We start from the raw sequence: 14,883 nt of genomic DNA, 5'->3' as shown, positions 1-14,883 counted from the left end.
CGACACACCATCAACAGCGAACAGGAACGCCTTTATATGGTGAAATCCGTTCGACACGTCACCGATGCCTTCATCAACTCGGGCAGTGGCATCATGGACTTCGCCCAAGAGCTGATCGGGCTTAAGCCCGACTATTTCGTGGTTAATGAGGACGGCTATTCCCCGGCCAAAAAGAAAATGTGCGATGAATTGGGCATTGAACTCAAAGTGCTGGAACGAATTCCGGATGCCGGGCTGCCAGCCCGCTCGACGACAGCCATCCGATCGTCCGATAACTGCACCCTGCCCTACCGCATCGATCTGGCAGGAACATGGATCGATCAACCCTACGTTTCGAAATACCATCCCGGGTGGGCCATCACCCTCTCATTGGAACCCGTAATTGAGTACAACGAACGATGTGGTATGAGCACTTCGACCCGAAATGCGGCAAAAAAAATATGGCCTTACACCCTGCCGCTTGAAAAGCCCGAGCGTCTGGCTGAGATCCTGTTTAAGTTTGAAAACGACCCGGGATCAGAGATTATCTCGGGTGCACAGGATGCGATCGGCATTTGCATGCCCGGACTGGTACGGCACTATTACGACGCCGCCTACTGGCCAAAACAAATCGAATCGGTGAACGACGAAGACATCTTAAGCTGGCTGGAAGATCACATCTATATGGTCCTCCTTTGGCCTCGTCCCAACGGGCTCGACTTGCTTAAGGAAACCGCCATCAACACCGAAAACGTCAAACGATTGACTGACGCTTCCGATCGGGCGTGGCAAGCCATTAAACACAAAGATCTGAAAGAATTTGCCAGGGCTTTTCTCGATTCATTTCATGCGCAAACAACCCTGTTTCCGGCGATGATCAACGAGGAAGTAAACCAGGTAATCGATAGTTACCGGTCGCAGGCATTGGCGTGGAAACTGGCCGGAGCCGGTGGCGGCGGCTACCTGATACTGGTCGCTGAACAACCGGTTAAAGGAGCCATGAAAATCAAAGTCCGCCGGAAGGAAACGGGGATTTAGCGGCAGAATGATTGCGGGCTATGAGCACAGAAAACAGGAAATACCAGTCCCTGTAGGCAGCAAGCTGCAGGAAGCCGGAAGCCAGCGAATCAACTGAAAACAGCCAAGCAAAAACCGACAACTGAAATTATCGACGCTCATGAGCCCTCAAATCCATCTCATCTTTGTAATTTGCGGTTAATTAAAATCGAAACGGCCACATGGCAATCTGTTACACCTAAAATCTGTAAAAAACATGAATAAGAATAGTAAAATATACGTTGCCGGGCACACAGGGCTGGTCGGCTCTGCCCTTTGGAAAACCCTTCAAAATAAAGGCTATACCAAGCTGATTGGCCGAACCTTGGATGAACTGGACCTGATGAACCAGGCAGCTGTCGCCAATTTCTTTGAAACCGAAAAACCGGAATACGTGATTTTAGCGGCTGCCAAAGTCGGAGGTATCGTTGCCAACAACACCTACCGCGGACAGTTTATCTACGAAAACATGCAAATCCAAAACAACGTCATTCACCAGTCTTATGTGCATGGCGTGAAAAAATTATTGTTTCTCGGTTCAACCTGCATTTACCCTAAAAACGCGCCCCAGCCCATGCCGGAGGACTGTTTGCTGACTGGCGAACTGGAGTACACCAACGAACCTTATGCCATTGCCAAAATCGCCGGATTGAAACTCTGCGAATCCTATAATTTGCAGTATGGCACCAATTTCATCTCCGTTATGCCAACCAACCTGTATGGCCCCAATGACAATTTCAACCTGGAAACTTCGCATGTACTGCCTGCCATGGTTCGAAAGATTCACCTGGCTAAATGCCTCGAAGAATCAAACTGGGACGCTATTCGTGCTGACTTCGACAAGCGCCCGGTGGAAGGGATTGATGGATCGGCCGACAAGGAAGAAATCCTCTATCTGCTCAAGAAATATGGCATCCATTTGCACCACTCCAGCGCCGAAGAGGAAACCCGGCTTTTCAGTGTCCCACCCGCCCAGGTTCTTCCCGTCTCCCTCTATCTTTGGGGAAGCGGCAAGCCCATGCGCGAATTCCTATGGTCGGAAGATATGGCCGATGCCTGCGTGTTCTTATTGGAAAACCGAAACTTTGACGATGTCAAATCGACCAGTGGCGACGAAGTACGAAATACGCACATTAACATCGGCACCGGGAAGGAAATCTCCATTAGCCATTTGGCCGAAACCATTCAAAATGAAATCGGTTTCCAGGGAACCATTGAATTTGATCGGACCAAACCCGACGGAACGCTTCGGAAATTAACCGATCCTTCCAAATTGCACAGCCTTGGCTGGCGGCACAAGGTCGAACTGGAAGATGGCGTCCGATTGATGTACCAGTATTATTTGGCGTAGCAGGCAGCTTTTGCTGTGGGTTGACCAATCGTTCTACCTGCACTTTCGGGGCCGCTCTTCTGAAAATAGTTGAAAATCCCCTTCCGTCAAAAGCACAGGTAAGCCGCGCTTTGCTGAAGGGGATTTATATTGAGGGGCTGATTTCAATTATTGTGGGCCCACGGTGAATTCGGAGCTGCGAAGCCACCCTCGCTACTGAGAAGAACGTGGGCACGCATGTTCATGAATCTTCATGGACTACCGGCAGGATGCTGCTTGAATAACCGTTGACCATTCTCCAATCAAACATCGGCAACGTGCACGTTTGCTTATTCAAATTGATATTCACCTTCTTTCATTTGTGAGAATGCCTGGGTGCCCAGATCGGTGGCAATGGCTCTGCCATCCAATGTTGGGTGAATGGTGCCTTTCATGTTCAGATATTCTTCAATGGCCTCATGCATGGTGTAGTCCTGTATCTCGGCATCCTGTGTATTCTTCAATCGGCACATGGTCGATAAAGGCTCCCCGGTGCGGTTACATGATGCCATCGTATAGGTTTGATCCAAGGCAAGCGGTTTACCCTGGATGGTGATGGATTCTATGCGGCTTCCTTTTGCTTTTGAACTGTCAAACTTCAGGGTCATGCCTGAAAAACGCACCAGCCAACCGCCAAAGCGTTCCTGATAATTGGCCGCAAACACATTATGAATTTCCTGCTCCATCCAGTTTTTGATTTGCTGACCGGTAACTTTTCCAATCTTCATATGTTCATTCACCGGCAACATGCGCCACAGGTCTGCTTTGGTGACAGCAGCCTTTCCGTCTGCACCGGGAACAATGGGTACCCCAAAGCGAAACCCGTTTGACATGGCAAAATCTGCCCCGGTTTTCCAAAGTAAGGCATCGGTAATAAAATTATCCATCGGATTTTCAACCACTAAATAGCGGTACAGGGGTGCCGATGTGTAGCCAAGGATCGTTTGCATTTCCTCCTGGTATGGGGCAATCGCCTGGTCGATTCTTTGTTGCACCTCCGCGTCTGCCTTGTACTTTTCCGGCGAAACATCGATCAGTTCGTAGGTGTAATCCACCAACTTCTTATCTTTTATTTTCAAGTCCAATCGTCCGACAAAAGAGCCAAAAGCACCGGGTTCTACCACGTTGGCGTACTTCCCTTTAATGGGTTTCCGGATCCGTTCGTGCGTATCGTTGCCAAAGATAAAATCGACTCCTTCCACGGCTGGATGATTGGCCAACATCACCTGTTTGGAAATACCCAAATGTGCTACCAGGAAAAGGATGTCCACCTTCTCTTCGGTTTTGAGTTGAGCGATGAGTTGCTTCAGGTTTTCCTCCACGGGCGTAAATTTCATCCCCTCGCTGTAACCCGGATTTTGACGGATGGGGACTTCCGGGTCGTTGTATGCTATAAAACCTATTTTGACTCCTTTTTTCTCCGTGATCCAGTAAGGCGGAAACAAGGCACTGCTGGTTTCTTCGTCAAACATATTGGCAACAATCACATTGGTTTTATAACTGTTCATGACTTCCAGCATGATCTGTTTGCCGTAAACTACTTCCCAGTTTCCGGGAATCAGCAAGTCGTAATTCATGGCCTGCACAATCGGGGAGAAAATTTTCCCCTGAGAACGCACACTGGAACCACTTCCCTGGATCAGGTCACCGCCATCAATCAGCAGAGTGCCTTCGGGGTTAAGCTTCCTGATACTATCCGTCAGGGTTTTGATCTGTGCCATGCCACCTGCTTTTCTGAAAACAATGCGGCCGTTTTCAACAAAAAGCTCTTCGTGAGGATTCACGTAGGCATGAATATCTGCTGTTTGTAATATTGTGATCGTTTCTTCGCTCATTTTGCTCGAATTGTTTTGGTAGGCGCTTAATGTCAAAAGCAATAGCCCTGCCGTAATCACTATGTTTCTCATGAAATAATTTGTTTTAAAGAATGACTGTTTTATACCCTTGCTCCTGCAATCCGAACAGGTAGATTAATCCGTTGTCGGTGACTGGAGTTTCTTCCGGAAGAAGTGTTTTGTCTACCTCAAATTGCTGAATCGACAATCCACAGACGAGGATCTTCAAACCGTTCTTGTTCACCGCTTCTTGAGCGATGTCCTTTAACGTCTTATCCGTCGAAATTTGCTTTACCAGTTCTCCGCAAGCAACAATCTGAAATTCAATTTCAGCGTTTTTGTTCTTCAGTTCGGAGCCTGTCAGGATGGCTGCTTTTAAGTGTTGTGCCTTCATAACAAGTAAAGCATATTTGCCACGTTTCCGGATCGATTGTTCTGTTCTTCTGATGTCTTCTGCTGTCTGTGCACTGGCAGCATTTGCTCCTAATATGGAAAGGGCAATGAACAGGATGATGCTATATATCTTCATTTTTTAACGATTTTATTGTTGTAAATACTGTAAGCTTTTGGATTGTTGATGATAAAGAAAATGAGCCCTCCAAACAGGGCCACGTTTTTCCATAACGGACCGTGCATTATTCCGTTGCCAAACTGAATGCTGATGGTAATGGGGATGAGCACAAAAAATAAGCCGAGCGCAGCCCATCGGGGAAATATACCCAGTAGCAGTGCTATGCCGCCAATAAGCAGCGCGTAGCCTGATAAAAGCACGAGCAAATACGGATCGCCAAAAAAGCTTGCAAAGCTGTTCGAGGCAACTGCCTGAATGCGTTCAGCAGCTCCTGCTGGATTCAGCAGATGGGTCATTCCCGCCGAGACAAAAATTCCGCTCAGACTAATACGAAAGATGAGAACGGACATGCCGTTCACCGCAAGTTGTTTATTCATTGTTCGATTTCTTATTTGATTATTACTACACGATTGAAAACCGCGCTTTAATCAAATCAGAAATTGTTCAAGCAGGATATGAGAGGGGATTTTTTCTTTTTGGGCGCTGAAAAAACCAGGAGTACTGATTTTATTCGCGATGATTGGTGTACGCGCCTGTTTTGATGAAGCAACAAAAGGATGGAGGTATTTTTGTGCCTGTTTTTTCTTTGTGGCTTGTTTTAAGTTGTCATAGTTTGTGCAGGCAACTTTCGATTGGCCGGTATTTGATTGTTGTCCGGATTCTACGATCTGCAACCATTGTTTCGCTTCCTTTTTTACGGAACAAGGAATTGCCAATAGCATGACTAAACTAATGACCAGGAATTTTCTGTATTTCGGTTGCCAAACAAACATCAGGCGCAAACGTAAGAATTTGGCTTTCCGTTCTCTGTAACTTTAGTCACACAGGAATGATTTTTTAATGTTTTTTCACCTTGGCTGCTATGGTGGCGGGTGACACAGGACTCCTTATCTTCTCCCGTAAAAATGGCCCCAACCGACCAGACAATTGATTACTAAATTAATAGCAAATAAAAACGGCTCATAAATTGTATTTCAGTTGGCTACTCAACCCAAGCTTCCCCTTCAGGTGTCCTTCTCCATTCGAAGTAACCATCCAGCACTCGAAGAGATTCGACACCTGGCACGGCTCCGACAAATGGTGCAGGCCCGGTTAGGTACATCACTTCAGGATTTTCGTCACTGAAAGCGGGCCACGCAAGAACACCTTCACCATTGGGATCGCCATACTTGGCAAAATTAGTCCAATAGGTGCCCATCGTTTCGGCGATTTCCAAATCTGATTCCGTGGTGTTCGAATTGGCCGGATCGAGGTTCATAAACACAAAAGGAACATCGACACCGTGAGGTGTGCCATGATCGGCTTGTGGCGATCCTTCGGCGCGTTCGGGGTGTTGATCGAAATAGTAAAAGTACACTTCCGACTTTCCTGCTTTCGATTGAAGCCTTGCCCAGCTCCAGGTGTGCCAGCCAAACGCGGCATCGCGCATCAGGTTGCGGGCCGACCTGGGCACGTTGTTTTCGCCAACAGGATAAGCCTGTATCAACGAATCGGCATACGGACCAAAACGTTCCTGTACACTGGCGATGTATTCCTGCGGTGTGCGACCGGCCGAAAAACTCAGGCCCTCGTCGGAGTTATAGCCGATGAGCACCGGCACATCGTTATAGTTTCCTGCTTCGTACAATTTAAACTGATCATCAGGAATGACATATCCATCTACAATGGGCCAGCCGCCGGGCATGGTCCAGCCTTGGGGAATTAGCTTTTCAGCCTCGAGATTCCGAAGTTCTTCCATACTCGAAAGTCCAAAACCTTTTAAGTATTCAATTCCATCGTGCTCAGCCTGCTGAAGGGTCTTCATGTTTTCGCCGGGATAAGTGGTGGGGCGGGTCGGACCAAAAGAGCCACCACTTTGAGAGATGGCACCATGGAATAAACCCTTTGCCAATGGTGATGCACACAACATGCTCACTGCGATGCCTCCGGCCGATTCGCCAAATATGGTCACTTGACCAGGGTCGCCACCAAAGGCCGCGATGTTGTTTTGAATCCACTGAAGTCCGGCAATTTGGTCGAGCAAGCCGTAGTTACCCGAAACACCGTTGGGGCTTTCGGCACTCAGTTCGGGATGCGCCAGAAAGCCCAGCTGCCCTACCCGATAGGCAATGCTCACCAACACCACGCCTTTGCGGGCAAGATGCTCACCATTGTGAACGGGATCGGAGGTGGAGCCAAAACTGAAGCCACCGCCGTAAATCCAAACCAGAACCGGCAGCTTTTCGTTGATCGATTTGGCAGGTGTCCACACGTTTAAGTAAAGGCAATCTTCACTTTTTCCCGATACCGGATTTCCGCCCTGCATGGGTGCCGGAGCATATTCGGTAGTTTGCTTTACACCCTCCCAGGCTTCAAGCGGTTGAGGTGCTTTCCAGCGCAGATCTCCCACGGGCGGAGCCGCAAAGGGAATGCCCTTGTAAATGCTTAAATCATCAGCAAGGGTTCCCTGGATGATTCCACCTTCAACCTTAAGCTGACCGGGTTGAAGTTGGGTGCAGGCACCTGAAACAAGGACCAGCATGGCGATAAACAGGAAGTTGATTTGTTTCATTTCTTCAGTTTTAATTTTTTCCCCAAAGGTTGGGCAGAAAGCGATAATATAACAGGTGACGCCAGGTAGACCAGTCGTGACCGCCATTTCCGCCGATGTAATATTCGTGTGTAATGTCGTGATTGTTCAATGCGTCAAGCAATCCCTGAACCCGCTGATTAAAAAAGCCCTGAGCTTCTTTGGTGCCTTGCCCAACAAAAAGATAATCAACCTTTTCATTCACTTTGGAATCGTTTAGAAAGTTTTTAAGCGATGTTTCCGCATCTACATCGCCAGCACTAAGAATTCCAAAATTGGCAAACAAATCGAGCGAACGGAAACCAATAAACATACTGTGCCGGCCACCCATCGACAAGCCTGAAATGGCCCGGCCTTTGGGCGATTGAATGGTGCTGTAGGCGTTGTCAACCACCGGAATTACATGTTCGCGAAGCTCCTGCTCAAAAATATCGAAGGTGAGCTCTGAATGTTTAGGATGATTCCGGTGAATGATTTGATTGTTGGGAAGGGCGATAATCATGGGAGTGGCTTTTCCTTCGGCCAACAAGTTGTCCATGATAAAATTCACCCGGCCATCATACACCCAGTTGGAAGGGAGTTCACCGCTTCCGCCAAGCAAATACAAAACCGGATAATTCTTCTTCGGGTTATAAGCCGGAGGCGTATAAACATACAGTTCACGCTCACCTTGTGTAACTTCCGAATGATAAACATGCCGGGTAACATTGCCGTGCGGAACATTTTGAGCATCGTAATATGCAGGTCCGTCGCCATGGACAACCAACTGACTGTATGGTGGCATCGCGGTAAAGGCGGCGTAAGTATTGCTGGGATCGGCTATTTGCACCCCATCGACCCTCAAATGATAAGCATACATATCGGGTTCAAGCGGGCCGATGGTCAAGGTCCAAATGCCATCCGCCCCATTTGTAAACGGGATTGGTTCACGTCCCAGGTCAAGAGCAGTATGAATTGCCCCTGCTGGTAACTCAACTTTTTCGGCATTGGGAGCCTTTAAGCGAAAAGTAACCGTTTGGTCATCGTGCACCTCGGGCGAATTCAAGGGAGCACTGAACGGAGTCAAGCCCTCGGTGTTTTTCTGCGGATTATAATCGAGATTGACATTGGCTTGCTGTGCACTGCAAACGATTGTGCTCAATATAAATGCAACGGAAAACGAGATTGGTAAAGAGCGTTTTATTTTCATATGTATGCTTTCAAAATCCATCTATTTATTCTTAAAAAGTAGTTGCGCGTATTGGTACAACGACCTGCGCCAGGTTTGCCACTCGTGCGCAGTGCCTTGCGATTCGTAGTAGGTGTGTTCAATGCCCTGTTTGTCAAGCATTTTGCGAAAGGCTCCTATTGACCCGGGAAAAGGTTCCGGTTCTTTAGTACCCAAGCCAAGCCAAAGAACGTCGATTTGCTCATTCACTTTTTTCCCGTCATTGAATTTCCCGTCCAAAAACGTTTCCACATCAATTTCGTTGGCACTGGGATAATTGGATGTACCGCTAAAGCCACCGTAATTAGAGAACTTGTCCAGGTTGTTCATGATGATCCGCATGGTTTGGTTGGCACCCATCGACAAGCCGGCTATTGCCCTGTGTTTACGTTCAGGCATGGTGCGGAACTTCGTATCGATCATGGGTATGATTTCAGTGATCATCACTTCTTCGAACACTGAAACCGGACGGATATTGTCAGCGGTATTGTCCTGCGGTTTATAGGCGTAGCCGTTATCCATTACAACAATCATGGGAGCAGCCTTTTCTGCTGCAATCAGGTTGTCGATAATCAGGTTGGCCTTGCCTTGACCCGGCCATCCGGTTTCATCTTCAAAACTTCCGTGCTGAAGGTAAAGAACTGGGTAACGCTCATCCGTGTTTGCTTCGTAACCCGGCGGGGTATAGACAAAACAACGTCGGAACGATTGGGTCAGTTTCGAATAATAATTGACCGCGCTCACCAAACCGTGTGGGACATCTTTCATGGCATAGAACTGACCATCGTACGCCGGAATTTCGATGCCACTTCCCCACCGGCCGGCACCGTAAAAGTAGTTGGTACCGGGGTCGGGTACTGACGCGCCATCAATGTTCAGTTGGTAATAGTGAAATCCTTGGTCTTGCGGGGCCGATTCGCCTGTCCAGAGCCCGTTTTCATCTTTCACCATATCGTACTTTACTCCGCCAATGTCGAGTTGGACATAGTTGGCATCGGGAGCCATAATTTGCGCGCGCACACGGCCTTCGGAATTCACTTGCGGGTACTCACGTCCCGGCTGGTTAACCGGCGAAGGTATAAAGTCCTCGACTACCTGCCCCATTGTGTTTACCGAAACAAAAACACACAACACGAAAATTGAGGAGATCTGTTTTATCATTTTCATCCTATCCAATAGTTAGATTATTATCGTTCAGCCTTTCAGCATCGGTTTCATTTTTTTAAAAAGCATTATTCAATGGTCAAGCTTAAACGCTTTAGATCGTTATCATCGGAACTATTTCCATAATACACTTCATATTCGCCTGGAGTTACAGTCATTTTTCGCTGGCTCCAATCATAAAACTCAAATGCTGACGGGAGAAGGCTGATCGTGGCCTGCCTTGTTTGTCCGGCAGGGACTTCAACCCGTTGAAAACCCCGCAATGTTTTTAATGGACCGTCGATGTCGTTCACCTTACGCACATAAACCTGCACGATCTCGGTACCATCGCGTTTGCCGGTATTTTTTAGCGGAATGGTCATGCTGATGGTTTCATCGGCATTGATGGTCGCTTTGCTGACACGCGCTGTCCCGATCTGAAAATCGGTATAGCTTAAGCCATATCCGAATGGGAAAAGGTAATCGGTTGTGTAACGGTAGGTCCGCCCTTTCATCGAGTAATCTTCGAAATCGCCTAAATTATCTGAATTCTTATACCATGTGATGGGCAGTTTACCGGAAGGGTTATAGTCGCCAAAAAGTACGTCGGCGACGGCTTGCCCACCCATTTCGCCCGCGTACCACGCTTGAAGAATAGCGTCGCAGCTTTCCGTTTCGGGTGTCAAAGCAAGTGCCGAACCTGAGCAGTTGACAAAAATGACTTTTTTACCGGCAGCTTTTAACGCTTTCAACGCGTTGCGCTGAACCGAAGGAAGCTCAATATTGGTGCGGTCACCCCCTCTGAATCCGGGGTAAGAGACGGGCATCTCCTCGCCTTCGAGCTTGCCCGAAAGACCGCCCACAAACACAACCGTTTCAATACCTTTCAGCCTGTTTATAAGGGCGGTATAATCAACGTCCACCTCCTTACCAAAATCAAACTCAATATTTGCTTGCCAGTTTTCACGTTGCGCATAGCGAACTTCAATTTTGTACTTTTTTCCAGCTTCAACCTTGAACGGAATCCTTGAAGGAAGCGTTCTCCAATTATCATACTTGATCAATGATTCTCCGTTGACCAATAATTCGAAATGGCCGGTCGCACCACCTTTGAATACCAGTTCCTCAGACTCTTTTGGAATGAACTCAGTTTCAAACAACGCAGAAAAACCTTCGAGCTTTACCCCCGAAGCAAATTCGTGCTGGCCCGCTGTAGTCTTCTTAATGGGATTCGTGATTTGAACTGTTGTTACGGCTTCACCTTTAAGATCGGGATTGTTCCAATAAGTCGCTTTAAACCCTTGTTTTCCTTCGAAAAAAAGTTGCGTGAAATAGCTTTCGGTTACCTTATCCTCAACCAAATCACACCCTTTGTCGTAGAAAATTTTTCTTTCAAGAAGTTTCGTTTTTATGCCATCCAAAATGCTAATGGTATGAATGGGCGTACCGTTGTAATTACCCCAGAGCATCTCTTCATCATCAGCATTCGGACCGATCACTGCAATTTTATTAGCCGATTTCGACAATGGCAAAATATGGTTATTATTTTGAAGTAAGGTCATTGACTGCTGGGCCATTTCGTAAGCGAGCTTCCGGTGTTTATCGCTATTGAGCACCGAAGCAGGTATTTGCGCCCACGGCACCAGGGCATCGTCGTCGAAATCGCCCAGATCGAAACGGCCAATCAGCACGCGCATCAAGCTTTTATCAATCACTTCTTCTTTGATTAAATCCCGCTCAACCCCTTCGGGCAACGTTTTGTAGGGATAATTGTCCCAAACACATTCCACATCGGTACCTGCCAGCACACCTTTAGCTGCGGCGTGTACCGGGGTTGAAGACACCTTGTGTGTGGTATAAAAGTCGGTAATGGCGCCGCAATCAGACACGACCAAGTATTTAAAGCCCCATTCGTCACGTAATATGCGCTGCAACAGGCGGGTACTTCCACAACAGGGTTCATCGTCCAGACGTTGATACGCGCACATGACCTGACGTACATCGGCTTCCTGAACCAGTGCTTTGAACGCGGGCATGTAAGTTTCATACAATTCCCGGGGGTTCACATCGTTTAGGTTCAGTTCGTGGCGGCTCCATTCGGGTCCCGAGTGTACCGCATAATGCTTGGCACAGGCCAACAGTTTGCGGTATTTGGCATCGGCTGGCCCCTGCAAGCCTTTTACCACCTGAACACCCATACGCGACATAAGGTAAGGGTCTTCACCATAAGTTTCCTGACCACGCCCCCAGCGCGGATCACGAAAAATATTGACGTTAGGGGTCCATACCGACAGGCTCAGAAATCGTTTGTTCTCATTTCCACGCCTCAGCCATTGGTGGTATTTGGCACGGGCTTCGTCTGATACCGCATCGTAAATATGAAACAACAATTCATCGTTGAACGAGGCGGCCATGCCAATGGGTTCGGGAAATACGGTGACACTGTCATTATTGGCATAGCCGTGTAGTGCTTCGCTCCACCAGTTGAATTTTTTGATGCCCAAACGTGGGATGGCATCGCTTTGGTCGCACATCAATGCGGCCTTTTCTTCAAGGGTCAACCTTGAAATCAAGTCTTTGGCCCGTTCTTCGGAATTTAGGGTTGGATTTTGGAAAGGGAATTGCTGCGCGAAAGCTTGTCCTGAGCAAAGAATGCACGATATAAAAAACAGTCGTCTTGCTATGCAGAAAAATATTGTTCTCATAATTAAATCACGTTTAATATAGCGGTGTTAAGTTCGCAGCAAAGCCTCCCCTACGCAGCAGCTTCACATCAAGCTTGCTGGTCTCATCTACCACCAAATATCTGGTAATAAAACTCTTGTCGTGTTTCCCGTCAGCAATGAGTGTAAGTTTATACTTCTGCCCGGATGTCAGGAAATCAAAATTGATCGTTAGGGTCTTCTCTTTATTTTCTGAATTGATTCCACCGAGATACCATGCATCACCATTTTGGCGGGCAAGCATCACATCACGCCCGGGAAAGCCTCCCAGGAATTTCGTATCGTCCCATGCGGCAGGCACTTCTCTTAAAAACCACTTGGCGGCATCGGGCAAATCAGCGTAGCCCTCGGGACGGTCAGCCATGTGCTGAAGCGCTGATTCAAAGACCACACTAAGGGCAAGTTCGTGCCCGTACGATGTGATGTGAGGGTGCTGCGAATTGGCAAAAGTAACCGGGGTATAGTCCATTGAACCTACGACATTCCGGGTAAAAGGCATGACTGAGTTATGCTCAGGGGCGGTGGTTGTCAATTCCGGGTTGTTGTTGTACCATTCGGCACCGCGAACGCCTTCGTAGGTCATCAGGTGCGGATAAGTACGTGCCCAACCCCGTGGTACCAGGCATCCATGAAAATAAACCAACAATTCGAATTTGGCAGCATCTTCAAGAATATCCAGGTAATAGTCAATCATGTATTGTTTTTCGCTGAGAAAAAAATCAATTTTCACTCCAGCAAATCCCTTCTCCTTCAACCAGGCAAACTCTTTCATTCTGTTCTCGTGGGTTTTCATCCGATCGACCGGGGTTGCCGTAATCCATTTAAACATGCCTGAGTTGTACCATATCAAGGGTTTAACACCTTTCGAGAGGGCATACTTTGCTGCATCTTCAACAGTTCCACCATTGGTCATTACATCCCACTCCCAATCGAATAAAGTGTATGGCCAATCCATAGCGGCAGCCAAATCGGTAAACTCACAAACGGTTTTAAAATCGCGGGTGCCATGATTGTCTGACCAATAGTTCCAAGAGACCTTCCCCGGCTTGATCCAATCGGTATCGGCTAAATTAGAAGGGCTGGAAATATCGTCCACCAATGTTGATTCGACAATATCGGACAAGTCGCCCACAATGATTACACGCCAAGGCGATTTCCACGGGAGATTAATGGTCGGCAAGGCCTCTCCTTCGCCTTCGTGAGGATAAGGAAGGGTTACCTTGTAGGAAGATCGGTTGTCAAGATTGCTGAGCTTTGTTGCACAATAGTCTCTGTCCACATCGGCCTCATGCACAAGATACCAACAGGCATTATTGCCAACATGGAAAAGCGCGGGATAACTCCAGTCTTGTTGCGCTTGGTCATCTTTCATATGGTTGTACAACCCTTCGTTTGAAAGATCAAATTTTTGCAGCCAGCGTTCGGTAGTATCGGGTACAACATAAGCAGTGAGTTCGTCCTGAATCGTAAATACGCCTTCTCTTTCAGGAAATTCGTACCGGAATACAACCCCATCGTTATATGCCCTGACAATGAGGTTCATTCTGGCTTTGCCGGGATTTTCGAATGCTACCACCACTTCGTTGCCCTCATTGCTGCATTGGGAACGTTTACCGTGTATTGCGCTATAGTCTTCATTTATAGTGGTGGGCTTTCCCGCCTTCAGGAATTTAAGGTCTTTTGAAAAACCCTGATCATCTCTTATCAATCCCAAATCAATTCGGGGAATCACTTCTGAAATCTGGGTATCGCTGTGGTAACTGACCTTCAAATACCATTCGCCGGTGCTGACCTGCCGGTCATTGAGTAGGCCGACACTTATTTTTTGATTTGGGGAAGTAACTGTCAACTCCTGAGAAACTGCAGACATCGCGGTTAGAAGCAAGAGTGCCGTAAATAGTTTTGTTTTCATTTTATTAGTTGCTAGTGAATGCATTGAACGTCATTTTCTTTTCATCGCAAGTTGAACCACACGATACAGGTAAGCTCGCCATCTCTCCGATTGTGGTGACCTCCGCGAAAAACCTGACAGGAAAGTACCATTTGCTTCATAGTTCATTTGCGTTCGTTTTCTAAGCTTATATCTGAACATCTACGATTTTTCCAGATTCATTGTAACGGGAGCGTCACTTTAATCGTTGTGAAGCAAATCCCTCACGCCTGGTCAAGACTGCACCTATTTGAGAAATCGTCTATTTGTTAGGTTCATGAATGTAAAGTTAAACCATTGTCGAAGTCACCAATATCAAATTTAGATATATGATTGCAAAATTTAGATACTTGAGCGGGAATAACTGATCATTTGGGCGACCATACCGGAAAGCGTTTGATTTTACATCCATAAACATAATCATTCATCAAACTTTGTTACCAGAACAAAACATTGGAAAACGAGCCTGATTCCCGACCAAAATAAGAAGCACGCAGTCAC

Annotated in this window: 11 protein-coding genes; 2 read left to right on the top strand and 9 right to left on the bottom strand. The window is 47.3% G+C overall.

Annotated features, from left to right (window positions below):
• Both AAC033_RS15750 and AAC033_RS15745 read left to right on the top strand, forming a co-directional pair.
• The coding region (locus AAC033_RS15750; protein ID WP_339739841.1) for a hypothetical protein at window positions 1-1,017 on the top strand (1,017 nt) is incomplete at its 5' end.
• 235 nt (window positions 1,018-1,252) lie between these two features.
• Window positions 1,253-2,386: a GDP-L-fucose synthase gene (locus AAC033_RS15745; protein ID WP_339739839.1), complete on the top strand. Its 1,134-nt coding sequence runs from the start codon at window positions 1,253-1,255 to the stop codon at window positions 2,384-2,386.
• Window positions 2,387-2,694: 308 nt separating this feature from the next.
• Here AAC033_RS15745 and AAC033_RS15740 read toward each other — a convergent pair whose 3' ends face one another.
• The 9 genes from AAC033_RS15740 to AAC033_RS15700 all read right to left on the bottom strand — a co-directional run bounded on the left by AAC033_RS15740 (window position 2,695) and on the right by AAC033_RS15700 (window position 14,364).
• Complete coding sequence (locus tag AAC033_RS15740) at window positions 2,695-4,311, bottom strand: bifunctional metallophosphatase/5'-nucleotidase (protein WP_339739837.1); 1,617 nt, start codon at window positions 4,309-4,311, stop codon at window positions 2,695-2,697.
• A 13-nt stretch (window positions 4,312-4,324) separates the two neighbouring features.
• Window positions 4,325-4,768 carry a DsrE family protein gene (locus AAC033_RS15735; protein ID WP_339739835.1) on the bottom strand — a complete coding sequence of 148 codons (444 nt, stop codon included), beginning with the start codon at window positions 4,766-4,768 and terminating at the stop codon, window positions 4,325-4,327.
• Window positions 4,765-5,187 carry a DoxX family membrane protein gene (locus AAC033_RS15730; RefSeq protein WP_339739833.1) on the bottom strand — a complete coding sequence of 141 codons (423 nt, stop codon included), beginning with the start codon at window positions 5,185-5,187 and terminating at the stop codon, window positions 4,765-4,767. Before AAC033_RS15730 ends, AAC033_RS15735 begins: the two co-directional genes overlap by 4 nt.
• A 51-nt stretch (window positions 5,188-5,238) precedes the next feature.
• Window positions 5,239-5,592: a hypothetical protein gene (locus tag AAC033_RS15725; protein WP_339739831.1), complete on the bottom strand. Its 354-nt coding sequence runs from the start codon at window positions 5,590-5,592 to the stop codon at window positions 5,239-5,241.
• A 200-nt stretch (window positions 5,593-5,792) separates the two neighbouring features.
• Entirely contained in the window at window positions 5,793-7,361 is a 1,569-nt protein-coding gene (locus tag AAC033_RS15720; protein WP_339739828.1) for a carboxylesterase family protein, read from the bottom strand.
• A gap of 10 nt (window positions 7,362-7,371) precedes the next feature.
• Window positions 7,372-8,568 (bottom strand): alpha/beta hydrolase-fold protein, encoded by a 1,197-nt coding sequence (locus AAC033_RS15715; protein WP_339739826.1) that lies wholly within the window; start codon window positions 8,566-8,568, stop codon window positions 7,372-7,374.
• Between the two features lie 21 nt (window positions 8,569-8,589).
• Entirely contained in the window at window positions 8,590-9,753 is a 1,164-nt protein-coding gene (locus tag AAC033_RS15710) for an alpha/beta hydrolase-fold protein (RefSeq protein ID WP_339739824.1), read from the bottom strand.
• A gap of 65 nt (window positions 9,754-9,818) precedes the next feature.
• On the bottom strand, window positions 9,819-12,434 hold the full coding sequence (gene xyl3A, locus AAC033_RS15705) for a xylan 1,4-beta-xylosidase (protein WP_339739822.1): 2,616 nt from the start codon (window positions 12,432-12,434) through the stop codon (window positions 9,819-9,821).
• Window positions 12,435-12,447: 13 nt separating this feature from the next.
• Window positions 12,448-14,364 (bottom strand): glycoside hydrolase family 97 catalytic domain-containing protein, encoded by a 1,917-nt coding sequence (locus AAC033_RS15700; protein WP_339739820.1) that lies wholly within the window; start codon window positions 14,362-14,364, stop codon window positions 12,448-12,450.
• Window positions 14,365-14,883 lie beyond the last annotated feature (519 nt).

This window comes from uncultured Sunxiuqinia sp. (assembly GCF_963974515.1).
In the GTDB taxonomy this organism is placed as follows: domain Bacteria; phylum Bacteroidota; class Bacteroidia; order Bacteroidales; family Prolixibacteraceae; genus Sunxiuqinia.
Note: the sequence above shows the minus strand (reverse complement) of the source record. Positions and strands in the feature narration are given on the sequence as shown.